Annotated in this window: 24 protein-coding genes; 5 read left to right on the top strand and 19 right to left on the bottom strand. The window is 63.0% G+C overall.

Features of this window, described 5'->3' with window-relative positions; genetic code table 11:
- Positions 1-13 precede the first annotated feature (13 nt).
- Complete coding sequence (locus tag ACN9MY_RS20725; RefSeq protein ID WP_426162419.1) at positions 14-1,654, bottom strand: methyl-accepting chemotaxis protein; 1,641 nt, start codon at positions 1,652-1,654, stop codon at positions 14-16.
- Between the two features lie 264 nt (positions 1,655-1,918).
- Between ACN9MY_RS20725 and ACN9MY_RS20720 the strand changes: the two genes are divergently transcribed.
- Complete coding sequence (locus tag ACN9MY_RS20720; protein WP_426162418.1) at positions 1,919-2,260, top strand: hypothetical protein; 342 nt, start codon at positions 1,919-1,921, stop codon at positions 2,258-2,260.
- 76 nt (positions 2,261-2,336) lie between these two features.
- On the opposite strand, the gene ACN9MY_RS20715 is transcribed toward ACN9MY_RS20720, so the two are convergent.
- The 6 genes from ACN9MY_RS20715 to ACN9MY_RS20690 form a co-directional block, all read right to left on the bottom strand.
- Positions 2,337-3,362 (bottom strand): hypothetical protein, encoded by a 1,026-nt coding sequence (locus tag ACN9MY_RS20715; RefSeq protein WP_426318492.1) that lies wholly within the window; start codon positions 3,360-3,362, stop codon positions 2,337-2,339.
- Between the two features lie 111 nt (positions 3,363-3,473).
- Positions 3,474-5,384 (bottom strand): FTR1 family protein, encoded by a 1,911-nt coding sequence (locus tag ACN9MY_RS20710; protein ID WP_426323815.1) that lies wholly within the window; start codon positions 5,382-5,384, stop codon positions 3,474-3,476.
- A gap of 111 nt (positions 5,385-5,495) precedes the next feature.
- Complete coding sequence (locus ACN9MY_RS20705; RefSeq protein WP_426318491.1) at positions 5,496-6,707, bottom strand: MFS transporter; 1,212 nt, start codon at positions 6,705-6,707, stop codon at positions 5,496-5,498.
- The gene (locus ACN9MY_RS20700) at positions 6,704-8,200 is read right to left on the bottom strand and encodes a DUF535 family protein (protein ID WP_426318490.1); all 1,497 of its coding nucleotides are present in this window, start codon (positions 8,198-8,200) and stop codon (positions 6,704-6,706) included. Before ACN9MY_RS20700 ends, ACN9MY_RS20705 begins: the two co-directional genes overlap by 4 nt.
- A gap of 156 nt (positions 8,201-8,356) precedes the next feature.
- Positions 8,357-13,129: a hypothetical protein gene (locus ACN9MY_RS20695; protein ID WP_426336066.1), complete on the bottom strand. Its 4,773-nt coding sequence runs from the start codon at positions 13,127-13,129 to the stop codon at positions 8,357-8,359.
- A gap of 12 nt (positions 13,130-13,141) precedes the next feature.
- Positions 13,142-13,543: a CesT family type III secretion system chaperone gene (locus ACN9MY_RS20690; RefSeq protein ID WP_426336065.1), complete on the bottom strand. Its 402-nt coding sequence runs from the start codon at positions 13,541-13,543 to the stop codon at positions 13,142-13,144.
- A 378-nt stretch (positions 13,544-13,921) separates the two neighbouring features.
- On the opposite strand from ACN9MY_RS20690, the gene ACN9MY_RS20685 reads away from it, so the two are divergent.
- The gene (locus tag ACN9MY_RS20685; protein WP_426162410.1) at positions 13,922-15,064 is read left to right on the top strand and encodes a branched-chain amino acid ABC transporter substrate-binding protein; all 1,143 of its coding nucleotides are present in this window, start codon (positions 13,922-13,924) and stop codon (positions 15,062-15,064) included.
- Between the two features lie 186 nt (positions 15,065-15,250).
- Complete coding sequence (locus ACN9MY_RS20680) at positions 15,251-15,976, top strand: hypothetical protein (RefSeq protein WP_426162408.1); 726 nt, start codon at positions 15,251-15,253, stop codon at positions 15,974-15,976.
- 59 nt (positions 15,977-16,035) lie between these two features.
- Here ACN9MY_RS20680 and ACN9MY_RS20675 read toward each other — a convergent pair whose 3' ends face one another.
- The 4 genes from ACN9MY_RS20675 to ACN9MY_RS20660 all read right to left on the bottom strand — a co-directional run bounded on the left by ACN9MY_RS20675 (position 16,036) and on the right by ACN9MY_RS20660 (position 18,778).
- Entirely contained in the window at positions 16,036-16,686 is a 651-nt protein-coding gene (locus tag ACN9MY_RS20675; RefSeq protein WP_426162407.1) for a c-type cytochrome, read from the bottom strand.
- 11 nt (positions 16,687-16,697) lie between these two features.
- The gene (locus ACN9MY_RS20670; protein ID WP_426336064.1) at positions 16,698-17,954 is read right to left on the bottom strand and encodes a molybdopterin-dependent oxidoreductase; all 1,257 of its coding nucleotides are present in this window, start codon (positions 17,952-17,954) and stop codon (positions 16,698-16,700) included.
- A gap of 74 nt (positions 17,955-18,028) precedes the next feature.
- Entirely contained in the window at positions 18,029-18,589 is a 561-nt protein-coding gene (locus ACN9MY_RS20665; protein ID WP_426162405.1) for a disulfide bond formation protein B, read from the bottom strand.
- Positions 18,590-18,598: 9 nt separating this feature from the next.
- Positions 18,599-18,778 carry a hypothetical protein gene (locus ACN9MY_RS20660; protein ID WP_426162403.1) on the bottom strand — a complete coding sequence of 60 codons (180 nt, stop codon included), beginning with the start codon at positions 18,776-18,778 and terminating at the stop codon, positions 18,599-18,601.
- Between the two features lie 375 nt (positions 18,779-19,153).
- Between ACN9MY_RS20660 and ACN9MY_RS20655 the strand changes: the two genes are divergently transcribed.
- A complete protein-coding gene (locus ACN9MY_RS20655) occupies positions 19,154-19,318 on the top strand; it encodes a hypothetical protein (protein ID WP_426162402.1) in 165 nt (54 codons plus the stop codon).
- Positions 19,319-19,338: 20 nt separating this feature from the next.
- On the opposite strand, the gene ACN9MY_RS20650 is transcribed toward ACN9MY_RS20655, so the two are convergent.
- Positions 19,339-19,686, bottom strand: coding sequence for a hypothetical protein (locus ACN9MY_RS20650; protein ID WP_426162401.1), 348 nt, complete (start codon positions 19,684-19,686; stop codon positions 19,339-19,341).
- 220 nt (positions 19,687-19,906) lie between these two features.
- On the opposite strand from ACN9MY_RS20650, the gene ACN9MY_RS20645 reads away from it, so the two are divergent.
- A complete protein-coding gene (locus tag ACN9MY_RS20645; RefSeq protein ID WP_426336063.1) occupies positions 19,907-21,013 on the top strand; it encodes an HD-GYP domain-containing protein in 1,107 nt (368 codons plus the stop codon).
- On the opposite strand, the gene ACN9MY_RS20640 is transcribed toward ACN9MY_RS20645, so the two are convergent.
- From ACN9MY_RS20640 to ACN9MY_RS20610, 7 genes are read right to left on the bottom strand one after another with little or no spacing between them, the layout of a single operon-like run.
- The gene (locus ACN9MY_RS20640; RefSeq protein ID WP_426318487.1) at positions 20,995-22,125 is read right to left on the bottom strand and encodes an EscU/YscU/HrcU family type III secretion system export apparatus switch protein; all 1,131 of its coding nucleotides are present in this window, start codon (positions 22,123-22,125) and stop codon (positions 20,995-20,997) included. The two genes, ACN9MY_RS20645 and ACN9MY_RS20640, sit on opposite strands and share 19 nt — an antisense overlap.
- Complete coding sequence (gene sctT / locus ACN9MY_RS20635) at positions 22,122-22,910, bottom strand: type III secretion system export apparatus subunit SctT (protein ID WP_426162398.1); 789 nt, start codon at positions 22,908-22,910, stop codon at positions 22,122-22,124. Before sctT ends, ACN9MY_RS20640 begins: the two co-directional genes overlap by 4 nt.
- 6 nt (positions 22,911-22,916) lie before the next feature.
- The gene (locus ACN9MY_RS20630) at positions 22,917-23,495 is read right to left on the bottom strand and encodes a GNAT family N-acetyltransferase (protein ID WP_426162397.1); all 579 of its coding nucleotides are present in this window, start codon (positions 23,493-23,495) and stop codon (positions 22,917-22,919) included.
- Complete coding sequence (locus ACN9MY_RS20625; protein ID WP_426318486.1) at positions 23,482-24,165, bottom strand: hypothetical protein; 684 nt, start codon at positions 24,163-24,165, stop codon at positions 23,482-23,484. The genes ACN9MY_RS20630 and ACN9MY_RS20625 overlap by 14 nt, the downstream gene beginning before the upstream one ends.
- A complete protein-coding gene (gene sctJ, locus ACN9MY_RS20620; protein WP_426336062.1) occupies positions 24,143-24,898 on the bottom strand; it encodes a type III secretion system inner membrane ring lipoprotein SctJ in 756 nt (251 codons plus the stop codon). The genes ACN9MY_RS20625 and sctJ overlap by 23 nt, the downstream gene beginning before the upstream one ends.
- Positions 24,899-24,905: 7 nt before the next feature.
- Entirely contained in the window at positions 24,906-25,271 is a 366-nt protein-coding gene (locus ACN9MY_RS20615; RefSeq protein WP_426318484.1) for an EscI/YscI/HrpB family type III secretion system inner rod protein, read from the bottom strand.
- Positions 25,268-25,831 carry a hypothetical protein gene (locus ACN9MY_RS20610; RefSeq protein WP_426318483.1) on the bottom strand — a complete coding sequence of 188 codons (564 nt, stop codon included), beginning with the start codon at positions 25,829-25,831 and terminating at the stop codon, positions 25,268-25,270. Before ACN9MY_RS20610 ends, ACN9MY_RS20615 begins: the two co-directional genes overlap by 4 nt.
- Positions 25,832-25,866 lie beyond the last annotated feature (35 nt).

Below are 25,866 nucleotides of genomic sequence, written 5' to 3'. Positions count from 1 at the left end.
GGCAGCCCGCTCTTCAATTACCTGCTGAGGTCGACTGTGGGCGCATCAACGCCGGACGCCATGCCGGATTGATGTCCCTTGGCCTGGGAGCAGAAACAAATGGTGCGCTTTCCTGCTTGATCTTGAACACGGCGACCAGGGCCGCCAGCCGGGCAGCTTGCTCTTCCATCGATTCGGCTGTGGCGGCAGCTTCTTCCACCAGTGCTGCATTCTGTTGCGTCACCTGGTCCATTTGAGCAATGGCCTGGCGCACTTGTTCGATGCCTTCGGCCTGTTCGCCGCTGGCCGCGCTGATACTGTCCATGATGTGTGCCACCTGCTGTGAGCTGCGCACGACTTCTTCCATCGTTGCGCCAGCTTCGCCGACCAGGCGTGTGCCCTCATTGATCTTGCCGACAGATCCCTCGATCAGGGTCTTGATGGCTTTGGACGAAGCGGCCGAGCGCTGCGCCAGGCTGCGCACCTCGGATGCAACCACGGAAAAGCCCTGGCCGTGTTTGCCTGCGCGCGCTGCCTCCACGGCAGCGTTCAGCGACAGGATGTTGGTCTGGAACGCAATCTCTTCGATGATGCCGATGATGTCGACGATCTGTTTGGCGGACGCCTGGATCTCGCCCATGGTCTGCACAACTTGGGTCACCGCAGTGCCGCCCCTGGTCGCCAGTTCGCAGGCATCGTGGGCCAGCTGGCTGGCCTGCTGCGCGCCGGCGGCATTCTGCCTGACTGTGTCGGTCAATTCATGCATCGAGGCTGCAGTCTGTTCCAAGGCCGCTGCCTGCTGCTCGGTACGCGAGGACAGGTCGGCATTGCCGGCCGAAATCTGCTTGGAGGCGGAAGCGATCAGCGAGGTGCCGTCCAGTACATCGCCGACCATGCTGGTCAGGGAGCCGTTCATCTGGCGCAGGGCTTGCAACAGCTGGCCCGCTTCGTCGGCACTGCGCACCTCGATGTTGCTGGTAAGGTCGCCGGCGGCCACCGTTTGCGCCACTTGCACTGCTTCGCCCATGGGTTTGGCGATCGAGCGCGTGATCCAGTAGCCCAACCCCGTGCCCAGGATGGCGCCGAGCAGCAGCACGGTAATGCTTTCGATGTGGACTGCGGATGCAACGGCCTGGCTGTTTTCGAAAGCCTCGTGGCCCAGCTCTTCGTTAATATTTACCAGGTCGCTGAGCAGGTCATCCGCGACCTGGAAGGTGGACGCGACCGCGCCGTTCAATTGTTGCTGGGCGTCCGATTGCTGGCCGGCGATGGCCAACTGCTCGACTTTGCCGGCCGCTTGCAGGTAGGCGTCCCAAGCGGTTTCGAATTGCTGCAGCAATTCCTTTTCTTTATCGGTCAGGAAAGTCTTACGGTATTTGTCGAGCAGTCCGTTCATTTGCCCGGCATGCTTGTCGAGTTTGCTGCGCGTGGTGGCAATGGCTGCCGCATCGCTGGCGGTGACCACTTCGTACAGGGCTCTATGATGATAGATCGCTTGCATATTTGCATTGGCGACATCCTTGATCGGCATCAGGTTGTTTTCGTAGATGCCTTTGAGCAGGTCGTTCATCCTGCCGGTGCTGTGCAGCCCTTGTCCGGCAACGACAACCGCCACCACGATGGTCAAGCCAAACCCCAGCGCCAGCTTGTGGGCCAGCCTCATATTTTTGAACATGATTTTCTCTCTTTGTAATCAGGAATACGGGCGGCGAAACAGGCGCCCAGATAGACGAATTGCATGGTATCGGACCGATGAACGCCAGGCGCAGTCGGTCCTGAAAATAGGACTTAGTTACTTTGGCCACCTTCCCTGGTCCTAGATTGGGCGCTGACGACCGGGGTTAGGCGGCACGTCAGTAGAATCGGACGACCATCCATTCTTGGCCTTAATAAGATGTTGAAATATAAACTTACGTTACCCAAAGGGAGCACGCGTACGGTGAGCGACGAGCGCGCGGAAATCATTCGCGATGCCGTGCTGATGTTGCTGGAAGAGGTCGGCGACGCCACGCCAGCGGAAATGGCACGGATCTTCGACGTACCGGTAGCGAAGCTGCGTTTTCACTTGAAGGTGTTGCACGCGGTCGGCGAAATCCGGCCTGGCCCGCGGCGGCCAGGGTCGATCGCCTGTACCTGGCGGATCGCAATCGAGGAGGAGGAAGAAGTCGACGTGATCGAGTGTCGCCGCAGTTGGGTCGCTGCTGAGCAGCAGGGCAAGGTGAGGCGCGATTCGCTGGTGGCGGCGTTGTTTGGACCGACAGGCAAGGCTGGCAGCATTTGAAACTGCCGCCCTGCTGAAAAACCAGGAGCCCTTGCGCTGATGCGCAGGCCCCTGGTTTTTTCTGGAGCGGCCTTGCTTACTGCTTCTGCAGGGTGCCGGTCAGATTGGCCAGAGGGATCAGGCTGGTGCCGTACTTGCCCTCCTTGACCTGGTCGGCAGAGGCGGCGAAGACCAGGCTGGGCGCTTTAGCGCCGGGCAAGGTTGTCAGGGCTGCCATGCCGTACAGGTGTGTCTTGCCGCCAGTGCTGTCCGGCAGGCTGCACTGTGGGCCTTCGGCGTGCATTTCCAGCGCATAAACAGCCGTCTTGCCGGTGCCGACGCGGATGCTTCCGCGGAAGGTACAGCCAGGCATATTGCCTTCGATGGCGGCCTGCGTGGTGGCTGTGGCCGGGTCGGGCCACTTCTTGATGACGACCGAGGGAACAGGGTCCCCTGCTTTGGCCGCCACGCCAAGATAGTTGCCGTACAGGGGCGTGAGTTGCGGGGCAATGGCGTTGTCCGCGCTGTAGCTGAAACTGTAGTTGTTGAGCACTTGGCCGGCATCGTTGTACAGGTCGCCCATCAGGGTATTGGCGGGATCAACCTTGCCGCGCAGCGCGTTGTAGTGCGCGCCGCCCCTGGAATATACGTCGGCTGCGATGGCGCCCTTGTTGATGCGCATGCTGCCGCCGCGCAGCACGTCGTACTTGTGCTCGGCGCTTGAGCTGTAAATGAAATAGAAATTGGCGGGCCCATTGGCGATGGGCGTGTCGTTTGCCACCAGCGCGAAGGCGGGCAGGCCGTTGCCCGCCTTGCCGATCCAGATACCGTTTGCCACGCCCTGCGAACCATCCATGGCGATGTCGGGAGGCATTGGATTCTGCGGGACGTCGGTCATGGTGCCCGCATCCACGGTGTCGGCCTTGTCGGTTTGCGTTTCGGTGCTGCTGCCTTCTCCGGCAGGATCGGTCTGCGTTTCGGCGCTGCTGCCGTGCTGTACCGGTTTGGTCTGGGGCGTAGGACTCTTCTGCGGAGCGTCGCCGCCATGGCCGCCGCCACCGCAGCCATACAGGGCGAAGCAGAACGGCAGCAAAGCGGTCAACGTGTACTTCTTGTATTTCATTGTTGGTTCCTATGTGATTGGGATGCTTGCGTCAGCCTCTCGACGAGGCTGGACTCCAGTATGCAAAGCCACTGGCAATTGGCGCGCGACGGTAATCAAAATCAGGACCAACTAACTGCTTGCGGTGCCGCGCTCGCTGGCCGGACGGCGATTGAACATGATGGCCGCCAGCGCCGCCAGCGCCACCGCACTTTGCGCGAGCATGGTTTGCAACGTGGGGTAGAGCCCCAGCATCTCCAGCCGCGGGCCGGCTACCAGACGCACGCCGACCCAGCCGGCTTCTTGGAGTGCAGCGATGCCTTTGCCCGCCAGGACCACTGCCAGGACGGCGACCACGACCGAGGTGAGGGCGAAGAACTGGCGGATCGGCAGGCGGGTGCTGGTTCGCAGCAGCACGAAGCTGGCTGCGGCCAGCAGCGCGGCAGCGCTGGCGAACCCTGCCAGCAACGCGGTGCCGTTGCCGTCGGCCAGCAAGGCCGAGTAGAACAGCACAGTTTCGAAGACTTCGCGGTAAACCGCCAGGAATGCCAGCCCGAACAAGGCCCATGCTGAACGGCGCGACAGGGCGGCCGCCAGCGTGGTGTCGATGAAATGCTGCCAGCGCCCGGCGCTGCTTTTGCGGTGCAACCACATGCCTACGCTGAGCAGGACCGCGGCGGCCAGCAGCGAACCCAGGCCCTCAGTCAACTCGCGGCTGGCGCCGCTGAATGCCACCAGCCAGGTGGCTACCGCCCAGGTGATCAGCCCGGCGAGCAGGGCGCTGGCCCAGCCCGCATGGACGAAGGGCAGCGCTTGCTCCTGGCCAGCCTTCTTGAGGCAGGCAATCATGGCTACCACAATGAGCAGCGCTTCCAAGCCTTCGCGCAGCAGGATGGCGAGCGCGCCCAGGAAAGTGGCCAGCGGGGTGGCGCGCGTGGCGCTGCTGGCAGCTTCGGCCTGATCGATTAGCTCGGACAATTGGGCGGCGCTGGCATCGGCCTGGGCAAGATCGCCGGCAGTGAGGGCGGAACGGTAAGCCAGCATTGCGCTCTCAAGTGCTGCCAGCAGGGACTTGCTGCGTGCGGCAAGCACCGGCTCGGCCGGTTCTACGCCGTCCAGGTAGGCCGACAAGGCGAGCCGTAACGCAGCGGCGCGGTCGCCGCCATGCAGGGCCGCCCGGCTTGCGTCAAGCAGCTGGCGCGCCAGCGCCAAGCCCTCGGGCTGGCCGGATTGGATGGCGGCGGGTTGGCGCCGCAGGTAGGCGGTGAGCGCCTGCGCGGCAGCGTCGCCCACCTCCTGGGCCAGTGCCGACTCGCTAAGCTGGCTGAGCGTGGCGAGGTCGGGAACGCGCTGTGGCGTGACGGGGCGGCCCTGGCGCCACAGCTGTTCGCCGCGCTGCGCCATGGCCTGGTCATATGGCAAGGTGCCGGCGAAGAAGGCCAGTGCCCAGCGGTCCTGGGCGGGCAGCTCCTTGAACGCCGGCATGGCAGTCCCGGGTACACCGAGCGACACGATCTGGTAGAGCGCGCCAAGGCTGCGCAGCTTCGCACGCACCGGATCGTTCAAAGCCGTTGGCGCGGGATTGAGCGTGGCGGCCAGCGGCCCGTCGCCGCCACCGCGTTCCCCGTGACAGGCGATGCAATGCCTGGCATACAGTTCGGCGCCGCGTGCGAGGCTGGGCCGTAGTGGCGGCGCGATGGGAAACGGATAGGCCGCCAGCAGCAGCCTGTTGGCTTCCTGCGCCAGGCGCGCCACGTCGGTTGCGCTGGCCCGGGTGCCGATGGCCGTGCGCAACTTTCCGATGGCGCTTGCGATGGCGGCTTTGCCGGCATGAGGCGGCAGCGACTGCAGTTGCTGTTGCGCGCGCGCCGCAAAATCGACCATCTCGGCATACTCGCTGGCGCTGGCAAGTGCGCCATTCTCCACGGCGCCACCGTAGTCGACCGCCACGTAATCGAGCAACTGCCAGATTTGCCGGGCGCCGTCGCCGCCGGCCTTGGGCGTACTGGCAAACGCAGCCGGGGCGGCCAGCAGCCAGACCATCAATAGGGTACGCCAAATACTCAAATTACCTCCTGCTGCATGATGGAAGAAGAGCGTCGTCTGGCTGCCGGCTTGTGGTGCGAGGGTGGCGGACGCGGAAAAATGCCTGCCTTAGCTACTGGCCTCCGTGCGCAGTGCCAGCGCGGCCTGGCGTCGCGCCAGGACGGCGCACGGCATGATGGCCGCACTGACAAGCAGCATGAAAACGGGTTGAAACATGGGCTGAGGCCGGTACAGTGCGCTCAGCAGGCCGAGGCCGGCCGACAGCATCAGGTAGTAGGCCAGCCCGAATAGGGCACCGGCCGTGCCTTGCACATCGCGATAGCGGCTCAGGGCCGAGGCCAGGACGTTCGGAATGGCGCAGGCAAATGCGAGCACCAGCAGCATTTGCGTGCCGAGCATGGCAAGCGCCGCCGCCAGCGGGTGGCCAGCGGCCGCAGTCATTGCCATCCATTGCAGCGCGGACGAAAGCAGGGCGCCCAGGGCGGCCAGTGCGGTCAGATGTGCCGGGCTGTGCCGCAGCAAGCCGCGGCGATTGAGACGTGCGCCCAGGCCCCCGGCGACAGCAATTAGGATGCCGCTGGCGCCGAACATCCAGTCCGGCATCTGGAGCTGGTTCAGCGTGAACGGTGCGATCGTGTAATAGCCGAACAGGATCAGGTTGAAGCCGGCCACCAGCCACGCTGCACTCCACAGCTGCCGGTCGCACGCCATGCGCCATGCGGTAGGCAGCAAAGGCGCGGGCGCCGCGGCGTGCGCGGGGCGGGTTTCCGGCAGGCTGGCTCCGCACAGCAGGAAGACCAGCGACAGCGCGGCCAGGCAGACCAGCACACCGTGAACACCGTAACGCGACGCCAGCATGGCGCCCAGCGGCGGCCCGACCGCCGGCGACAGGGCCAGCACTGCAACGATGGTGGAAAACACCGCCGCCAGCTGGGCGCCCTGGAAGCGGTCGCGCAACATGGTCTGGACCACGATGGAGCCGCAGGCAGCACCGAAGCTTTGCAGTGCGCGTGCCAGCAGCAGCGTGCCGAAGCTGCCTGCCGCCAGGGCCAGCAGCGCGGCCAGCGCATAGCATGCCAAGCCGGCCAGCAAGGCCGGACGCCGCCCCTGCAGGTCGGACAGGCGGCCCCAGAAGAGAACGCCGACAGCGAAAGCGGCGAAGTCGATGCTGACGGCCCACTGCGCCATGCCCGGCGCCACCGCGAACGCGGCGGCGATCCTGGGCAACACCGGCGCATAGATCGTTTCGCTCAACTGGGGAAAGGCGAGCAGCAACAGTACGGCGGCCATGGCGGCGCGGGAAAGTGGTTTGCCGTTCATGCGGCGCTTAGTCGTTTGTTGGCGGGAAACAGGCGTGCCAGCGCAGCGTCATTGAGCGCTTGCAGCAACTGGTGGCGGCGCCGCGCTTCCGCGCGTTTTTTGGACGGGACGCTTTCCAGGTGCAGTGCGGGCAGGGGCAGGCAGGGCAATTCAAAGTCGCCATCGGCGCGCCCCCTGGCGCCCATCTCCCGCCACATGCTGTCGTAATCGGCCTTAATCCTGCCGCGGCGCACCGAGCCGCGCGCCACAGTGCGGTTGTCGTTGCCGACCAGGCGCAACTGCTCGCACTCCAGCACCAGGCCGAATTGTTGGACCAGACGCAGCAGCAGGTCGCGCGGGCGCAGGCCGTACAGGTTACGGGTGGCGCTGCGCACCAGTTCCAGACCATCGGCGGCGGGGCCTTGTGCGCAGCCGATGGCGACGCAGGTCTGGCCGTTGTCGCGTAAGAAGGAAAAAGCGACCGTATAGACCGGACCCTGCGCGCTGCGCAGCCGCAGCGCCAGCTCGCCTTCTCGCTCCATCACCGCCACCGCGCACAGTTCGATGGCGTAAGGCGTCTCGTCCTTGCCGACAAAGCGCACCAGCGTGACTGGCTTGCTGGCTGCCTTGATGAGCAGCGGCGCCAGGCCATGATTGCAGATGATACGGTAATGGCCGGCCAACGCTTGAAGGCGGGCGGCGCGGTCCAGCCGGCGGCTGAACCACGGCCGGAACGGCTTTTGAACCAGGTGCGGGCTGGTCAATGCAAATTCCCGCATCGGGTAATCGTTCAGCAGGTCGAGCCAGCGGCGCACCAGCCGCGGCGTGGGGAGACAACGCAGCTCCAGCTTGAGCAGGGCGCACAGACGCGACAGCCCCATCTTGCCGGTCACGGCAGTGCGCAAACCCACGGTTCGGGTCGGCCGTTCCTGCGGACGCATGCGCATTGCACAGGCGCCCGACACCAGGCACACGCCGAGCCAGGCGCCGCTGACGCAGAGTGCGGACAGCACTTCGCTTGGGTATTGGGCGCCGACGCAGACCCGGCTCACGGCGACCAATGCGATCAGCAGCAAGGCAAAACCGGCGACGGCGGCGCGCTGCCAATTGGGGGGCCGGCGCCCGGCCAGGTAAGTACCGCCAATGCCGATGAGCAGGATGGTCATGGCGGTAGCGCCACCCGCAGGCTTGATCAGTGCCAAGCCGAGCAGCAGGGCCGCCAGCCAGGCGCGCCTGCCCCTCAATAAGAAATGCAAGGCCAATGGCAGACTCAGCAAGGCAATGGCGGGCCCACTATTGACATGGCTGAGCGTGCGCAGCAATGGCGTTAGCCATGGCGCCGTGTGCTGTGTGAGCCAATAGGCGACGCGCAGATCGAAACGCGGCAGCACGCCGGAAATGTGTCCCAGTCTGGACCAAGCGGCAAAGTAGGCGGCGGCCAGCAGCAACAGCAGCAGGCCCGTGAATTCGGCCCAGCTGTCGTCGGTGGTGGGGCGATTGTTAAGTTTGTTCATGACTGGTTCCACAAGCAAATCGGCCCGGCACACGGCAAGAGCGCGAGCAGCGGCTCTGGCGCGCATGCAGTGCGTGGGGACGGGATGCAAAATGGTAGGGCCAGTCCGGGCATGGCAGACTGAACCGGGCGCTTTCTCAGACGGAATTACCCAAAATCAATTCGGCCTGTGCAGATATGCGCTTTCCAGCGCGGCGTTGCGGCGGGCGGCCGTGATGTAATCCAGCAATAGTCGCTGTGCATCAGCATCGGACGCGGCGCGCGCCGCCACCAATTGCTCGGGATAATGAAAACCGGATTCGTGCAGAATCCGGTTGGCCAGTTTCACGGCCCCGCCCATATTGCGAAACGGGTTTTTGGCTTTCATCGACAGGTCGGTCATGGCGTTGATATAGCCGAGCAGGACCTTGCGCGCATACTCGGTCGGATGCAAGCCGTCGGCGGCGAGATAGCTGGTCTGGGCATCGTACAGATAAATCTTGCCGTGCATGGGGCTGGCGCCCGTGCTGGACTTGGCATTGCCGAGTTCCTCTTGCGCGACGGCCGGATCGAATTCGAATTTCCAGGCGCCAGCGGCCCGGACCCGCATGGTTTCGACCAGGCTGCGGAAGGTCTTGCTCTTCAGGAAGCGCTGGGTGATACGCTTCACTTCCCTCAGCTGGGGCGAGACGTCGCCCACGTTGTCCAAGCCGAAATCGAACTGTCCCTGCAGTTTGCTCCAGCATTGGTCGACCGTGACGTCCGGCGGCCTCTGCAGCTGGTCCTCAAGCTGCCGCCATTGCTCGACGGTGACGCGCTGGGAAAGCGGTATGTCTTCCAGCATCGTGCCGTCGATTGGCGGCGCCCGATACCGGTCCATGACTTCGTCGAGCATGATGTTTTCGGCATTCATGTCCTGGATCAGGTGCGGACGGCGCGCGTCGTTGTCGCCGCCAGCCAGGTTGAGGTAGAGCAGGCGGTTGCGAACCGTAAAACCTGCCTCATGCAGCATCTTGTCGGCTGCCCAGCTCGGGCCGCCGAGATGCGGTTGATTGCGGCCCGGATCTCGCCATCCGGTCAGGGCGTGCATCAATTCATGAATGACCATATTCTCCTTGGTAAATAGGCCGGTTCCGCCGACTGAGGTAAAGGTGTCGTACACGCCGGCGTGTGGGAATTCTATATGGGAGGTACGCGGGTACTGGACCGGTGATTCGACTACTTTGCCGTTCAGACCAGGCACGCCGAAACGCAGATCCCAGCGCTTGTCGCCAGCCGTATCGTCATAATAGTTCAGCATGCGTCGAAAGGTGTAGCTGCGCTCGTACATCCGCTTGAGGAAGTTCTTCAAACCCTGCATGCCGTTGATCCCTTCGCTGGCCCATTCGCGCAGGGCATTGTTCTGTTCCTGGAAAGTAAAGCGGCGATTCAAGATGGCGTCGATATCGCGCACGCTGGCATCGGTGGCGGGTGCAAGCGAGCGCATGACATCGACCACCGTTTGGCGTTCCGCGATGGGGGTGCCGTGATAGTCGACCGGCACCTCAACGGTCGGCCGCACGCCGCCATTCAGCTGCAAGTCGGAATGGAATTTTTGCGTGGCGGAGTCGTAATGGATGATGCGTCCGTTGCCCACCGCGTGGCCGGTTTGCCAGTCGATCTCTTGGTAGGCGCCGCCAATGTTCCTGACCGGCACGACGCGGTCTTCTTCATTAGTCAACATCACCAGCTCGTGCCCTTGCCAAAGCATGCCGCGTTCGCCGTTGCGCACCCGCTGCGCCAGTCTGCGGAAAGCCGGCGGGACATTGCCGTCCCGGGCAGCAACACTGGCCGCGACGGCGGGCGGGCCGCCGACGACTTCGAGCGGGTCGGCCGGCAAGTCGCTCACCGTCACTGGGGATGTCAGGTCCAGCTTGTTGGCGATCTTGACGAAATCCTGCAGGCCCTGCCGTTGATTCATTGCTACCCGCATCATGTTCAGTTGGCGCAGGTTGACCCCTTCCATCGCGCCGGACAGCAGGCCCAGCACCAGCCGGCTGCGGTCGCCGTCCGCCCAGCCTGAATAGACTTCGCGGACACTACCGACAAAGGGAATAAAGACGAGGATTCTGTCCAGCATCCGCGACCGGGAACGTGTGCTCTCGAGGTCGGTGTTCAAGCCCGGCACGATGCGATTGATTTCCGCCGTCACCTTCTCTTCGGTCGGCACGACCCCCTGCACCCGTAGGTTTTCGAGCGCCACGGCGCGCACCCGGGGATCGTTCGGCAGGCCGTCATTGAATAGCAGTTCAGCGTGCAACAATTCCGTGTACGGTTTAATGACGCGACCCGGGTTGAGCCGCAGCATAGTTCCCACGAAGTCCGGCGCACCGAGGCGCTCCATGAAAGCGGGCACGAGGCGTAACGCCTCTTCATCGCTCAATCCATAGCGTTTGAGGATTTCGAATGCTGCTGTTTCCCGGTCGAATTTAGGCGGTCCCCCTATCGCGGCCTGCAGGCGCTCGCTGCCATACTGCAGCGCGGCGGCCAGCTTTTCGTTCGTCGTGTCGCCCAGCAGCACTTCGCCCAGCAAATTGTTCTGCTTCGCCCACTGGGCCACCTGCCAGATCCGTTCGTGGCCCGTCCCCTCCGGTGGCCGGCGATGGCCGGTTTCTGCGCGCAAGGCTTCGAAGCAGGCGGCGAGCGCCTGGCGCCTGATGCTGTCGTTGCGGAACATCCACCAAGTTTGGCCATCATTCCATTTCTTGCCGACATCGACCATCCAGGCGAAGGTCCTGTAGTCGCGCTGCGGATGCTGCGATGCTCCCTCGAAGCCGCGTTGCAAGATCGACCGGAACTGTTCGAAACGCTGGGCGGTGCTCATGATGTCGACTCCGCTGGCATTGGCCAAGTGCATCGAGAACAGCAGGCGCGGGTGGATTGGGAAGGTAGAGCGGTCAGCCACCCAGGCATCTTCCACCTCCTTCAAGGCAAGCAGCAATGCTTCATCATTCTCAAAGTCGGCAGGGACAGGCTGCCCCCGGTATTTGGCGATGCGGATGAGGGTGCTGGCCAGCGACTGCTGCGCAGTGCCGATCTTGTACTGTGTACTCTCCCCCAGTTCGGCGAATCTGGCTTTCAGCATTTCGCGCTTCTTGTCGATGCCGACGTTGGCAAGCACTGGATCGCGCCACAGGTCAGGCATGGCCAGCACCTCATCGAAGGTCTGGTTGAAAGCGTTGCGGATCGAAAAACCGTCGAATTGCGGGGCGCCGGCGGCAGCGGCGGATGGGCGCATCAGATTGGCGTGGGCTTGCTTGCTTTGCGACTCCGCTCGTAGTGCATTCTGGAAGCGCTGCTGCAGGTAGGCAAGGGACGGCGGAACGGTGTCTTCGGCGTCGTCCGCAGCCTGGTTTTGCAGCTTGTGGTGGAGGAGGGCGGCTTCGTCGAACCAGCCCTCGTCTTCCAGCAGGGTCACGTTGAAGCCGGTTTCAAAGGCTTTCGGCAGGTTGCGGCCATGGTGCTGGAACACGCCCTGCAACAGCGCCAGCGGCTTGTCGCGTTGGGCCCTGGCCTTGCCATAGTCGATCCAGCCGTCGAGGATGCTCGACAGCAGCCGCAGGTAGACCGTATCCGAGGGACCGGCGGCTGGGCTGGCCGTCGTGTTCGACGGCGGCCGCGTGGTCAAGGTGCTGGCGTCCGCGCCGGGCAGCGTAAACATGTTGGCCATTCCGTTCAGCACCGAGCCGGCGCCATTGGCCGCCGCCGAGGCGCCATTCGACAGTGTCGTCCGCGTAGCCGTGAGCGCGCTCCCGGCCAAGGTAACCATGCTGTCAAGCAGTGTGGTGGCGGGACCGCCCTCCGTGGTCGTCGCGCTGCCAGCCGGCTCGGTCGTGCTGGCGGCCGGCTCAGTCGCGTTGCCCACCGGCTGCGCGGGAAACTGATGCGGCATTTTCTGCGTAAGATAGTCACTGAAACCCTTGATCTTCGTGCTCTGGCTGCCCAGCATCTGCGTCGCCATCGCGGTTGCATTTCGCGTCAGATGCACGATGGTGATATTCATCGGGGTCTGGAACAGTTGTCCGAGCCAGCTGGTATGGTTTAGGGCGCCTTTCAGCGCATCGTCGCGGATCTTCTGGCCGCGGGCGTTCACCGTACGGTTTTCCATTTTACTGAAGACGCCAACGCAGGACTCGCGATTGTCGCGGTCTTCGCAATTGCCGAACAAGGCAGCTTCCCGCGCCGCCTGGAATTCGTCGAGGGCGAACTGCGCAGTCTGCGTCGCCAAATTCACCGCAAAGTCGCCCGCTTCGTTCAAGACCGAAGGATAACCAGTCGCCAATTGCTGGCTGGCCTCAGGCGGCGGGAGGCGGGGCTGCGACAAGCGCAGATAGCCGACTACGGCAGCCTTCGCGCCAAGATGTGTGGGATCCGGCAGTTCGGTGTATTGCTCGCCTTCCTTGACAAAACGGGTATTGCGCTTGGTCGAGCCCAACAGCAGCTTTTGTGCCTTTCTCGATCTTAGCTGTCCGCTGCGCGCCTCGGCGTGCAGGGCTGTCCACATGTCGTGCTGGCGGCGTAACGCTGCGATCTGTTCGCTAGACTTGCCTTCTTCCTTCAGGCCTTCCAGCACGAGGTCCCTGAATTCCTCCATCACTTGCGGGTAGTTGTCAGGGTTGACGTGATACACGACGTGTTCTCCGCGCCGTTCCTTCTTTGCTTTCGGCTGGCTGCCGCTGGCGCCACCCAACGGGTCGGCGCTGGGCGTGGGCGTGGCATTGTGTAAGCCGGGACCGCCGGTATCGTGGCTGGTGGACTGGCTAGCGCCGGCGTCCTGGATCAGTCTCAACGCGGGAATGAAAGTGCTGTCGAAGAGATTGGAGAGCTCTTGTTCAGAGTAGGCGCCGGCTGTGCAATGGGTATGGCCGAGATGCTCCGCCGCCGAGGTTTGGTTGGTTCCAAAGGGCCACATATTGGTTTCCGTTCAGGCGTCCAGGCATTGCGCGGCGCGCGCGCGTTTGGACAGGAATGCTTCGATTTCGCGCCCAAGGCGCTCGCTGTCGATGCAGGCGGCCGGCAGCGACACGTGATAGACGAAAGCGCGCTGAAATGCGGAGACGGACAGCACGCCGCCGCCGCTGCCCGCTTCCAGACAGTTCATCTTCAACAGCTTCAGGGCCAGTCCGGGTATGGGCCTTGCCGGCAGCGGCGCCAGCACGGCATGGATGTAGAGCCGGTTGGTGGCGCGCCTGAACCGCAGATGGATTTCACTGCCGTCACCCAGTCGCAAGCCGGCGCCGCCATCCGCATCGAGCGTGAGGCCGGCGATCCGGTATCTGATGCCCAACGCCTCGACGTATTGGCGGATCTGAAATTCCTCCTTCAAAGGCTACACCGTATGCAATCAATTCTGAGGGCAGGAGCATAACGGTGCTGGTCTCCCCCTGGGCTAGGCGGGGGCAAGTTTCGGACTACGCCGAATAACAAGCGTGAATTGGTCTGGATTTGCAGTGGATGTCGGCTCCGGCAAAGGCATGGCCGGCACCACCAGCCGGGGAACCGGGGGCGAGATAATGACAACCTGGCCGCGCCGCTAATTTCATTCACGGCGGTCGACGTCAAATAGTCGGACTAATTTACCCGAACCCTCCAGTTGTCATTCTTCACTCAAAGGCGATGCGTCGCGCGCAGCCACGCTCGGGCCACAGTCGGAGCTGCCTCGCTGTGGGATTAGATCTCAACTTAGTTTCCGTAGGACTGACATATGAAAGTAATTCGAGCAATGATCTGCACCGCGATTTTTGCGAGCGGTCTCCCTGCAATGGCGACAGCTGGCGAAGTCCTGCTCAAGATCGGACTTGCCGCGCCAATGACTGGGCCAATTTCGCACCTGGGAAAAGATATTCAGTCAGGTGCGCGCTTGGCACTCGACCGGATCAACGCCCAACAGCCTGTGATTGGGGGCGAGAAGGTTCGGTTCGAAATGGTCGTGGAAGACGATCAATCGGATCCGCGCGTCGCCACGCAAGTGGCAAATCGGTTGGTGGACCAGAAGGTCGTTGCTGTAATCGGTCACTATAACTCCGGAACGACCATTCCCGCCTCGAGGATTTACGCTGCCGCAGGTATTCCGCAAATCTCACCAGGGTCGACCAGCCCTGTTTATACCCATCAAGGGTTGAATACGGCATTCCGAAATATCGCCAATGACGACCAGCAAGGCTCAGTTCTCGGCAATTTCGCCTACGATAAATTAGGCGCCAGAAAAGTGGCCGTGATCGATGATCGAACGGCAGCGGGGCAAGGACAGGCGGACCGATTTGCCAAAGTATTTGCGCAGCGTGGGGGGAAGGTCATCGGTCGCGAGTACACCACCTACACGGCATCTGATTTTACGGCAATTCTCACGAAAATTAAGGGTTTGAATCCGGATCTTATTTACTACGGCGGTATGGATTCGCAGGCTGGTCTCATGGTAAAGCAAATGGCCAGACTGGGAATTAAGGCGAAGTTGCTTGGAGCGGATGGCATGCAATCATCCATTTTTACAAAGCTTGCAGGTCCCGACGCGGAAGGGCACATGGCCTCTTCGATTGGTATGCCAAAAGAGAGTATGCCTGGTTACGCGGCGCTCAATTCGGCATTTACCGAGAAGTACGGCGAGATGCAGGCATACGCGCCTTACAGCTACGATGCGGTCATGATCCTGGTCGAGGCCATGAAGCAGGCTAACTCGACGGATCCTGTAAAGTTTCTGCCGGCCCTGCGCAAAATTCATTACAAGGGCATTACAGGAACCACTGAGTTTGATGACAAGGGTGATGTGAAGAACGGGTCAATTACCCTCTACCGAGTCACGAACGGCGAATGGCGAGCGATCGCGACTTCGCAGGGCGCACGACTGTAAACCCTAGTTGGCCTTCCGTATCCTTGCGTTTCCAGTCACACCTTCCGTGAATTGGTCTGATTCTAGTTAGCCGGGTGCGTCCTGCGTGCGCGGGTCTTTTAGGATGGCTCGTTGCCCAAACGGGCCTAATTCAATTCTAACGAGGGATCAATGCCGGTTGGCGAAAACAGTATGGAAAAGCGTGTCATGAAATCGATCTTGACACACGAGCATTACGAGCATGGCCGGCGTGATGCCAGGGCGCTGTTTGAATGGAACTGGCCCGATGACGGCAACACGGCGGCTTGGCTGGACGATAAGACCACCGATGCGCGGCGGGTCGTGAACCGCCTGTGCAGGTCGATGGACAACTTGTTGTCCAACTTGCGCGATTCACCCGGCGACGGGGACAGCTTGGCGGCATACGAACACTGCCTGACGGCTTTTCTGGAACATTACCAACACTGTTTCGCGCGCCCGTCTTCCGCCGCGGCGGTTCAGAACGCGAGGCTGATGCAGGAAATATTCAAGGTTTATGACGAGGCTCCAGCTGTGCGGCGCGCCCGTGTACACGCTTATCGCAAAGCGCTGCAACGTCTTCGCTATGGGCCTGTCGCGACGATGTTCGCCCTGGGCATATGCCGTTTCGGGCGCCACGAAATGGCGCGGCGCGCCAACGCCTGGCCATATGACGAGCCATTCCGTTTGCATGGCCGTGGCGCGGATTGGTGGCGCACGTGCACAATTTCCGATTTACGCCGCATGCTGTGCGCCGTGGCCGATCCGTACATTGCCGGACAGCTGTATTCGCTGCAATGGAACAGGGATATGGATGATGCGCAATTGGCCGGCCAGGCGTTCAATCGGAATTTCGTTTATCTGCCCAGGTCCCGGGCACCGGCATTGATGGCTGGCTTCGACGCGAGCCTTTAGGCTGCGTCGCCCGCGGCATCTGCACTGCCCGGCGCACGCCGGGCACCTCCCGCTTTACCTCATTGCTTTAGTACGAAAGCAGCCAGGGCGCGCGCTTCCTCTGGTTTCAACTGGCCGAACGGCGGCATTGCGACCGGGCCCCATTTTCCGGCACTGCCGCCTTGAATGCTCGCGCTAGCCTTGTCCAGGGCGGAAGCATCGCCGCGGTATTTCCTGGCGATGTCTTTGTAGGCTGGGCCTACGACCTTGGCGTCGATGGCGTGGCAGCTAAGGCAGGCATTTGCCGCGAGCAGGGCTTTCACGTCCGGCGCCTTGGCATTACCGGCACCGGCGTCCGGCGTGCCGGGGCGGACCGGCGCCGCGCTGCGCAGTGCGGCCGGAAGTTCGCTTTCCTTGGCGCTGCCGTACGTCACGGCGAGGTAGGCGCCGACCTGGCGCACATCGTCTTCGCTGAGCGGCGCGCCGAACAGGTCGCGCATCTTGGCCGCCTCCTTGGTCCATTGCGCCAGCGTCATATGCGGCGCCTGGTATTCCATGTAATCGGCGGAATGGCAGGTGGCGCATTTTTGCAGCGCGATCTGATAGCCGGGCAAGGCCGATGGCTTCAGCTTGGCCGTCTCAGGCGGCAAGGTGATGGCGTGCGGCGCGGCCATGGCGAAGGTGGTGCTGGCCAGCAGGGCCAGGGCACCGAAAGCGTGGCTGAACTTCATTGAATTCCTCATCAGGCAAGAGTGATATGGTAGGACTCGATCGCGTGGCGGCGGTAACCGCCGGGATTCCAGTCGACCTGCATGGGCTGTACTTCGCCGCGCCGGTTGCTGGCGCGTACCATCAGTACCGCAGGGCCCTTGAGGGCGCCGAAGCTGACGGCCAAGCGCCACTCGCGGAAGGAGTAGCGGCCAAGGTTCTGGCCGAGGCTTGCAGCCCGCCAGCTGCGCCCGCCGTCGGTCGACACTTCCACTGTCTTCAGCCCACTGCCGTCGTCGAAGGCAATCCCTTTCAGTTCCACGGGGCGTCCGGCTGGCAGCACGGCGCCGGAAGCGAGGCTGGTGATGAAGCTGCGCACCGGCAGCCGGCCGATCGGCTTGGTGTGCCCGGCGGGAGCGCCCGGGGTGACGCAATGGCAGTCATTGTCGGGCAGGCGGTAAGCTTCAGTCATGAAGGCGGCATCGTGACCGCCGAACGCGGTATCGATGACTTCGATATCGGACAAGTGCTTGACCCAATAGGTGCCGAAATAGCCTGGCACGATCAGTTTGAGCGGATAGCCGTTCAGGAATGGCAAGTCTTCCCCGTTCATGCCCCAGGCCAGCATCACGTCCTCCTGCAGCGCCACGTCGATATCGAGCGCTTTTCTGAAGTCCGGCGTGCTTGGCAGGACCGGCTGATCCAGTCCGTTAAAGACCACTTGCCGGGCGCGGCCTTGCAGGCCCGCCTTTTCCAGCACGGTCTTGAGCGGGATGCCGACCCAGCGCGCGTTGCCCATGGCGCCGTTGCCGAGCTGTGCGCCCGCCACGCGTGGCGAAAGATAGCCGCGGCCGTTGCCGGAGCATTGGTTGACCGCGATCACTTCCGCGTGCGCACCGAGGTCTTTCAGCTGGTTCAGCGAAAGGCTGAGCGGCGTCTTCACCTTGCCCTTGATCTGCAGGCGGTAGGTTTGCGGGTCGACCGCGAGCGGAATATTGGCCAGGTGGTAACGCACGTAGAAGGCGTCATTTGGCGTGATCGGGCCATGATTGAAGACTTCGAACGGCGTCTCCAGGTGCGGCGGACGGGTGGTGACGCGCAGCAGGGGCCGTTTCTGGGGATAGGCGACAAGCGGGCGTGGCCCGGCCGCGAGCGCGACATCGTCGTTAGCCTGCGCCGTTTGTGCGGCAAAGCCCAGCAAGGGACTGGCTGCGGCCACGCCGACGGCGGCGCCCATGCCTTTGACAAATTGCCGGCGGCCTTTGGGGGCCGCGCTGTTGTGGTCGGTCATTGAACACTCCATTGGATTAAAAAAAGAAGCGCCAGGCGTGGCTGGCGCTTCGGATAGTGAGGCCGTGGGCCTCGTCAAGGCTTCATGACATCGCCGTCATAGAGCATCAGGTAATGCTGCTGGCCGCCAGGTTTGAACGGATGAAAGCCAATCTCCAGGAAGGCGGATACCAGGTTGGCAAATACCAGCACCGCAAACAGCGTCGACGCGACGCGAGTCCAGGATGCGCTGCAAGCCACCGTCCGCTTGCCCAGCCTGGGCGCGAGCGCCAGCATGCAAACGCAATACAGAACGGCTGCGGTCAGGGCGAGATAGCTGGCGGTGTACATGTGCAAGCCGAGGAAGGTGGTGCCGGTCGGCGGCGTGCCAGGCAGGACTTTGACGAACATATGCATCAAGGAAATGACGCTGCCGACCAGGGCTCCGAGCGCGGCTAGGACATAGTTGGCATTGCTTGCTTCCTCCTGCCTGACATTGAGCAGCAGTCCGCCGCCAAACAACAGGAAGCCGGCGCGCTCCAGATTGCAAAGCGAGCAGGGCAGTTCATCCATGAAAAGTTGAAAGTAAAAAGCGATGAGCAGCACCAGGCACACGCCCATTAGGGTCAGCGAGTCAATTAAACGGTTCAGTTTCATGATGGCTCCTTACCACGAGCTGAGCGTGCGGAATAGCGGCATATGATGGCTGCCATGGTAGACGCCCCAGATGACGATCATCAGGATCGACAGCAGCCACATGCACTGCGCCACAGTGCGCGCGTTCGGGCGCAGCGACAGCACGGTTGCTGCGCATAAGAAAATGAATGGGATAAATCCGATAAACACATTGACCTCCTTTTGAAGTAGAAGCGCAACCATCGTATGCCTGTGGCCGTGCGACGCGCTGGACGTTGCCAAATGTCGGACTGAATTACCAATGGGTAACGATTTATGCAGGTCAAGCGGGCAGACCGGCTTTGCTGTCCGGGATTGGTCCGGGAATTCTTGCGGGGCCGCCAGGCAATGCCGGGCACGGCATATAGTCTTCGGTCGGCGCGCCAAAGGCGGGCCCGAAAGGAGAATGTTATGAGCAAAACAAACGAGAACCAGCATGACAGGCGCATGGTGGCCGGCATGCTATTGATGGATTGCCTGTTCGCCGCAGCCTTGCTGTGCGTGCACTGGGCGACCACTGTTTCAACCTGAAGGAGGGCGAATCGCTTGACTATTTACCTCGACCCAATCCGCACCACGTCGCTCACCGATGAGGGCGATGAACTGGCGGTGTGGCAACCTGGTCACGTCATGACGCGCGAAACGTACGCGCGGGTTGTCGGCCAGGACCGTTCCGAACTGCCCGAACAGGGCACAGACTGCCCCGCCTGACTGCCGGGCGTCTGCAGCCCTCACCCGGCCAACAGGCGCAAAGCAGGCCGGAGGGTGGCGCGCAGGCGCGCTTCATCGCTGCCCCCGTCGGCGGTGAGGCGCACAATCAAACCGAACCGGCCAAGGCGGTCCAGCACCAGCTGGGCTTCGCCATGCCGCTCTGGCGCCTCGAACTGGCGCTGCATCAGCCGCTGCGCGTCGGCCAGGGTCATCTTCTTTTCCGCAAATGCGACACATAGCCGGCCGCCGCTCAAGGCCGACAAAATCAGCTCGCCACATCGATAGCAGTCATGACTGGGCTGGCCCAGCCTTAGGCTGGTCAGCAGGCTGTGGCACACCGGGGCGGCCAGGGGAAGGTCTCGGTCCATGACGGTGAGTGCCTGCCTGTCTCAAGGCAGTTCGACAACGGGAGAGCATTTCGTATATATCTTTTTTTGCAACGCATGGTTTTTTCCCGAATTAACAATCTATACTGAAACTTTATGGGGATTAACGTACTTGCAATTATGTAGTTACTCCGGCTTCGCTACCTGAAGGGTGCTGCCGACAGTCGCCGGCAAGCCTGCCTTCGTTTAACTGGAGAAGAAGATGCGCAACCCGACGCTCGTGGCGGAGAAGCCCGCCATCCTGGTAATTGAAGACAACACCAGCAATTTGTCGCTGCTGAACAACCTGCTCAAGGACCAGTATCGTGTCACGCTGGCCAATAGCGGGGCGCGTGGCTTGCGTGCACTGGAAATTCCGCCGCTGCCGGCCTTGATTCTGCTCGATGTCATGATGCCCGAGATGGATGGCTACGCCGTCCTGTCGCGCATCAAGGCCAATCCGCTGACGGCCGAGATTCCGGTGATTTTCCTGACCGCCAAGAGCGAGGCGGAAGAAGAGCAACGTGGCATCCGGGCGGGCGCGGTTGATTACATCACCAAGCCGATTTCTCCGGCCATCGTGCTGGCGCGGGTGGGCAAGGAGCTGATGGTGCGCCAGGCGCGCCGTACCCTGCAGCGCCACAACGATTGGCTGGAAGAGCAGGTGGCAGCGCGCACGCAGGAGGTGGAAAAGATGCGCGACGGCGTGATCTTCGCCATGGCCTGCCTGGCCGAGACGCGCGACAACGAAACAGGCAACCATATTAGGCGCACCCAGCACTATGTGGCGGCGCTGGCCAATGCGCTGCGCGAGCACCCGCGATTCCGCCGCGTGCTGACGGCGGAAAACATCGAGCTGCTTTACAAGTCGGCGCCGCTGCATGACATCGGCAAGGTGGGCGTGCCGGACCAGATCCTGCTCAAACCCGGCAAGCTGACCGAGGATGAATTCGAGATCATGAAGAAACATACCGATTACGGCCGCGATGCCGTGCAGGCGGTGGAAGAGTATCTCGGCAGCAGCAACGGCTTTCTGCTGTTTGCCCGCGAGATTGCGTACGGCCACCAGGAGAAATGGGATGGCACGGGCTACCCGCAAGGCTTGCGCGGCGACGCGATTCCGGTCTCGGCGCGCCTGATGGCGGTGGCGGACGTCTATGACGCGCTGATCAGCAAGCGGGTCTACAAACCAGCTTTCTCCCACGAGCAGTCGGTCGCCATCATGAGCGAGGGACGTGGCAGGCACTTCGACCCTGACGTGCTGGACGCCTTCTTGGCGATCCAGGACCAGTTCCGCGGCATTGCCGCCCGCTACGTGGACGAGGACTGAGGCGGCGGGGGCACTGGGCCGGCCAGCATGGCGTGGCCGATTTCCTCATCAATCTCGTGCAGCTCGTCGACCGCCATGCCTTCCAGTTCCTGGATGGCGCGGTACAGCAAGGCCACAGCGCGCAAGGTGTGCGATGGAATGTGGCTGCCCACCCGGCCGGTGGCGTACAGCTGGCGCGCCAAGCCGGGGTATTTGATGATGGGGACGTGTCGCTGGCGCGCCAGCGCGCGCAGCTGGTCGGCTTCCCCGTCGCGCCCCTTGTCGACGATGCGCGGCAAGCCGTCGCGCTCGGCGCTGTAGGCCAGCGCCACCGCAATGTGCTCGGGGTTGACCACCACGGCGTCGGCCTCCGGTGCGCGCGGGCTGCGCCGCTCTTCCATCACGTTCTGTTTGGCAATCCCCTTGCGCTGGCCCTTGGTATGCGGGTCGCCCTCGGATTCTTTATGATCGCGCTTGACCTCGCTGATATCCATCATCATGCTGCGGTAGTTCATATAACGCTGCAGGGCCAGGTCGGCCAGCACCAGCACCAGCAACACACCCAGGCAATGGTGAGTGACGGTACGCATGGCCGCCATTGCCGCCAGCCAGCCTTGTTGCGGCGTCAGTACGTACAACTGGGCCAGGCCGGGCAACTGGTCGCGCAGGCAGCCGTAGCCGGTCGCGAGCAGCACGCTCATCTTGAGTGGCCCCAGCAGCGCCATCAGGAATTTCTTCGGCGCCACCAGCTGTTTCAGGTTGCTGCCGATGTCGAAGCGCTGCGTGCCTTTCTCCAGCGCTTTGGGTGCGATATTGAAACCGGTCTGCGATAGAACGGAAAGCGCGGATACTAGGGCCGCGACGCCGGCCATGCACAGCATGATCAGTACGGCGGCGCTGAAGGCGGACCAGGCACTGTCGAGCGGCACCCGGCCGGGGCGCGCAATGGCGGCCAGCGCCTGCAGCATATCGTTCTGCAGCAGGGTGCGCCATGCCGGCTCGGCGGCCAGCACGGCCTCGGTCCCGATGGTCCACAGCAGCAGCTTGGACAGTTCCTGGCTCAAGCCGAATTCGCCATGCTCGCGTGCGTGGCGCTTGCGCTGTTCGCTGGGCGGGTGGGTTTTGTCGCTCATGGGCGCAGGGCCTGCAGCACGGCGTCGCCCCACCATTCGCCGGCGTGGGTGGCGATAAAGGGCAGCAGGGCCGGGAAGCACATCATCAGCATCCACAGCGCCAGCATGGCTTTGACCGGCATGGCGACCTGGTAGACATCCAGCCCCTGCAGCACGCTGCTGCCGATCGCCAGCACATATTCGGCCAGCATGGTCACCAGCAATACCGGTGCGCTGTACAACATGGCGTCGGCCATCAAGCGCGTCAATGCCGCCAGCATTGCTTGATGCGCGGCCGGCGCATGCAGCGGCGCCAGCGTGAGGGCCGGCCACAGCTGGTAACTGTCGGCCATCACATCAAACAGGCGCAGGAACAGGCCTGTTTCAATCAGATAGACCAGCAAAGCCCGTTCGCACAGCTCGCCGAGGATCGAAGAATCGGCCTGCAGGGATGGGTTGATCTGTTGCGCCGCATTGGTGCCGCGCTGGTTGTCGATCAGCGTACCGGCTGCGCGCATGGCCCAGAACGGTACGGCGAGCAGGCAGCCTAGCAACACGCCCAGTAGCACTTCCTTCAGGGCCAGCGCGCCGCCCTGCAAAAAAGTCAGCGGCTGATGCTGCAGCAAAGGCCACAGCAGTTGCGCCTGCGGCAGCGAGAGCGCCAGGCAGAAGGCGCTGCGTTCGAGCCCGGCCATATGCTGCCGTCCCAGCGCCGGCAGCACCAGGGCGCAGCCCAGCATGCGCGGCATGGCCAGCGCCAGGCAGCTGACCGGCAGCAGAAAGTTCGGCAGCGGCGCGGCAGCCATGTGGGGTTAAACGGCGCCTGCGCGCCGCTCGGCCCGCGCGATGCGCCGTTCCATGTAGGCACGCCATTCTGGATCGTCGAAGCGTACGCCATAGATCATCACGTCGTCAACGCGGTCGCCATAGCAGGCTGCACGCGGCAGGCAGCCCCATAAACTCATGCGGAATGCGCGGGCGACCATCAGGCTTTTGCGGTTGCCGCCGAGGATCCAGCAAGAAACGGCTTCGTAGCCATGGCGCGGCGCTTCGCGGTAGACTTCGGCGATCATCTTCATCGGCAAGGATTGTCCCTGCATGTCGTGCCGCACATAGATCGACAGGTCGCCGGTACGGTGGCAGACTTCCCGGCCCCAGACGATGGCGCGCAGCAAGGCCCAGGCGACAGGCTGGCCATCGTGCTCAATCACCCAATTCAGCCAGCCGTTGCGGCGCGATTCACGCAACAAATGGCCGACGTTGGCCGCATTGCTCTTGTTCAAGGTCGGCGAATGTCCGCCGCCGTTTACGGTTTCGTTATAGATGGCAGCGATCGCTTCGGCGTCCGTTTGCAGCGCTGTGCGCCAAACGAATGATCTATTCTGTTTCAAGCTTGTGTTCCTCAACGGTGACAGGGAGAGTCGTTGCGCAATGCCAGGCGCGGACGATATGGCGCGCGGTGGCGACGTCGATCGCGGCCGGCGCCGCTCGCGGCGTCTGGCCGGCGCTGACGCCGCATGGCAGGCGCAGGCGCAGGCGTTGCCAAAGGCCAGGCGCCAAGGCTTCGCAGGCCTGCTGTAGCTGCTGCCCGCCAATGTGCATCAGGGCCGCGGCGTCAGCCGGTGGCGCGAGATCCGGTTCCAGCGGCGCCAGCGGCCGCACGCGCGCCAGCCGCAATGCGGTGCGCCACTCCAGCGCACTGCCGGCATGGGCCAGGGGCTCGGTCAAGCCGCTCCGTGTAAAACCGGGCGTGCCAGCCCACCCGGCCATGCCCAGGAAGAGTTGCACCGCCGGCAGTTGTGCAGCCTGCCACGCGGCTGCAGGCAAGGAGCGCAGGGCGGGCGCGGCGGGCGGCGCCAGCAGCGGCAAATCATAGTGCAGGCAAAACAGCCGATAGGACAGGTGTTCCGAGGCCCCGCCTTGGCGTTCCAGGGCGATCCAGGGCGCGCCATCCGTCGCCTGCTCGCGCCAGCTGGGATCGGCCCCACGCCAGGGCGCGAACCACAGCGTGCGCCAGGCGGCATCAAGCGCCTCGGAATCACATCGGGCCGTCGTCATCATGCTCGACCGTGTTCGTGACCTGCCGGCGGCGCCAGGCCCAGACGGCCGTGCTGCCGAGCGCCAGCAGCGCGGCACCGCAAACGCCCAGCCATGCGAAGCGGTGATCGTCCGGCGGTGGGGGGGACGGCGTCGCCTGTTCGGCCGCGACAAATACCACTGACACGCTGTGGGCTGGGGACGGGGCGTCCGCCAGTCCGGGGATGCTGGCCAGTACCAGTTGCCGGATGCGGCTCTCGTAGGCGACCGGATCCCAGCCCGGACGGAATTTGATCAACACGGCGCATGAGGACGGCAGCACCGGTTCTCCCGCCACGATGCGTTCAGGCAGCACCGGGTGGACGCGGGCCAGCACCACACCGTCGATTTGCGACAGGGTATTTTCCAGCTCCGCCGCCAGCACCGACAGATAGCGCGCGCGCTCTTCGGTCGGGGTGGAGATCATGCCGTCCTTCTTGAACACCTCGCCCATCCGGGCAAAGCTGTCGCGCGGCAAGCCGCGCTCGTGCAGCAGGGCGACTGCCGTGGCCAGTTCGGCTTCGCCGACACTGACGACGAAACCTTGCTTGGCACTGCTTTTGTCGGCGCTGATGCCATGGTCGCGCAGGACGGCGACGATCTCGTTGGCGTCGCCTTCGGGCAGGCCGGTGTACAGCTGGAGCGGGTGTGAGCATGCGGCCAGCATCAGGCAAGCGCATAGCAATGCCGCGCGCCAGCGGCGCAGGGGAGCGGACATCGGCGGCCTAACTCAATTTGGTCAGCTGGTCCACCGCGCTCACAGTCTTGCCCACCACCTTGGCAATCAGGTCGTTCTGTACACCTTGATCGACCAGTTCATTGGTGATTTTCACGATGCTGGCGGGGTCGCGTGTGGTTTGAACCTGCTCGATCTGTCGCGCCAGGCTACGCCGGTTCCGGCCCAATGCGTCTGTCAGCTCTTGCAATGCGCTGCCGGTGCGGCCCGGCTTGAGCACGGACCCAGGCAGAGGGGCCTGCAAGGCTTGGCGAAACACATCGACGTCGCGTGCGGCTGCGCTGTCAGCGCCCGCCGCGCGAAGCGTGGCGGCACGTGCCGCAGCCACGCGCCCAAGCATGGCCGGCGCGCTCATCGTGGCGCCTCCAGCAGCTCCTGTTCCGGCAGCAGTTCCTCCAGATCGATCATGACCAGCATCTTGGCCGTTTCGATCAATGCGCGGCTCAGCGGGGTAGTGGCCGGCAATTCGTCGAACGCCTCGGCCAGGAAGCGCAGCAGGTCCTGGCGTTCCATCAAGCCCTCCAGCACGCACTGCTTGTAGACGGTGATCGCCTGGCCGTATGCAGTGGCCTCTTCCTGATCGGCGTTCGGTCCTGCCTGGGCCATCGCTGCCGGGTCGGCGGGAAAATCGGCGATCTCCAGTTCGCGTGCGCGCGCCAGCATGTCGACCAGGCTGGTTTGTACATTCAGTGAGAGCTGGGCAGTACGGATGGTACTGGACAGCATGCCTAACGCTTTGTCGGCGGTATGGCGATCTGCGCCCTGCGCTACGGTGCCGTGCTGAATGAACTCGCTCCAGCGGCCGCCATCTTGCGGCGCGGCAAAGGTGCAGGGATAGTCGTCCATGAGCCGTGCGATGCATGCGCGTTGTTGTGCCAAGCGCGGAGTGATATCAAGTTTGATTGCTTCGGACATTGCTTATCCTTGAAAAAAAGCCAGTGCGTCGGCGC

The sequence above is a fragment of the Pseudoduganella sp. R-31 genome, from assembly GCF_049913235.1.
Classification (GTDB): domain Bacteria; phylum Pseudomonadota; class Gammaproteobacteria; order Burkholderiales; family Burkholderiaceae_D; genus Rugamonas.
The sequence above is the reverse complement of the archived record's forward strand: the minus strand, read 5'-3'. Positions and strand labels throughout refer to the sequence as shown.

Excerpts from the sequence above, each read along its gene's own strand:
- ACN9MY_RS20725 (WP_426162419.1), bottom strand. The coding sequence starts at position 1,654 with ATGTTCAAAAATATGAGGCTGGCCCACAAGCTGGCGCTGGGGTTTGGC.
- ACN9MY_RS20715 (WP_426318492.1), bottom strand. The coding sequence starts at position 3,362 with ATGAAATACAAGAAGTACACGTTGACCGCTTTGCTGCCGTTCTGCTTC.
- ACN9MY_RS20710 (WP_426323815.1), bottom strand. The coding sequence starts at position 5,384 with ATGGTCTGGCTGCTGGCCGCCCCGGCTGCGTTTGCCAGTACGCCCAAG.
- ACN9MY_RS20705 (WP_426318491.1), bottom strand. The coding sequence starts at position 6,707 with ATGAACGGCAAACCACTTTCCCGCGCCGCCATGGCCGCCGTACTGTTG.
- ACN9MY_RS20700 (WP_426318490.1), bottom strand. The coding sequence starts at position 8,200 with ATGAACAAACTTAACAATCGCCCCACCACCGACGACAGCTGGGCCGAA.
- ACN9MY_RS20695 (WP_426336066.1), bottom strand. The coding sequence starts at position 13,129 with ATGTGGCCCTTTGGAACCAACCAAACCTCGGCGGCGGAGCATCTCGGC.
- ACN9MY_RS20685 (WP_426162410.1), top strand. The coding sequence starts at position 13,922 with ATGAAAGTAATTCGAGCAATGATCTGCACCGCGATTTTTGCGAGCGGT.
- ACN9MY_RS20680 (WP_426162408.1), top strand. The coding sequence starts at position 15,251 with ATGAAATCGATCTTGACACACGAGCATTACGAGCATGGCCGGCGTGAT.
- ACN9MY_RS20675 (WP_426162407.1), bottom strand. The coding sequence starts at position 16,686 with ATGAAGTTCAGCCACGCTTTCGGTGCCCTGGCCCTGCTGGCCAGCACC.
- ACN9MY_RS20670 (WP_426336064.1), bottom strand. The coding sequence starts at position 17,954 with ATGACCGACCACAACAGCGCGGCCCCCAAAGGCCGCCGGCAATTTGTC.
- ACN9MY_RS20665 (WP_426162405.1), bottom strand. The coding sequence starts at position 18,589 with ATGAAACTGAACCGTTTAATTGACTCGCTGACCCTAATGGGCGTGTGC.
- ACN9MY_RS20650 (WP_426162401.1), bottom strand. The coding sequence starts at position 19,686 with ATGGACCGAGACCTTCCCCTGGCCGCCCCGGTGTGCCACAGCCTGCTG.
- ACN9MY_RS20645 (WP_426336063.1), top strand. The coding sequence starts at position 19,907 with ATGCGCAACCCGACGCTCGTGGCGGAGAAGCCCGCCATCCTGGTAATT.
- ACN9MY_RS20640 (WP_426318487.1), bottom strand. The coding sequence starts at position 22,125 with ATGAGCGACAAAACCCACCCGCCCAGCGAACAGCGCAAGCGCCACGCA.
- sctT (WP_426162398.1), bottom strand. The coding sequence starts at position 22,910 with ATGGCTGCCGCGCCGCTGCCGAACTTTCTGCTGCCGGTCAGCTGCCTG.
- ACN9MY_RS20625 (WP_426318486.1), bottom strand. The coding sequence starts at position 24,165 with ATGATGACGACGGCCCGATGTGATTCCGAGGCGCTTGATGCCGCCTGG.
- sctJ (WP_426336062.1), bottom strand. The coding sequence starts at position 24,898 with ATGTCCGCTCCCCTGCGCCGCTGGCGCGCGGCATTGCTATGCGCTTGC.
- ACN9MY_RS20615 (WP_426318484.1), bottom strand. The coding sequence starts at position 25,271 with ATGAGCGCGCCGGCCATGCTTGGGCGCGTGGCTGCGGCACGTGCCGCC.
- ACN9MY_RS20610 (WP_426318483.1), bottom strand. The coding sequence starts at position 25,831 with ATGTCCGAAGCAATCAAACTTGATATCACTCCGCGCTTGGCACAACAA.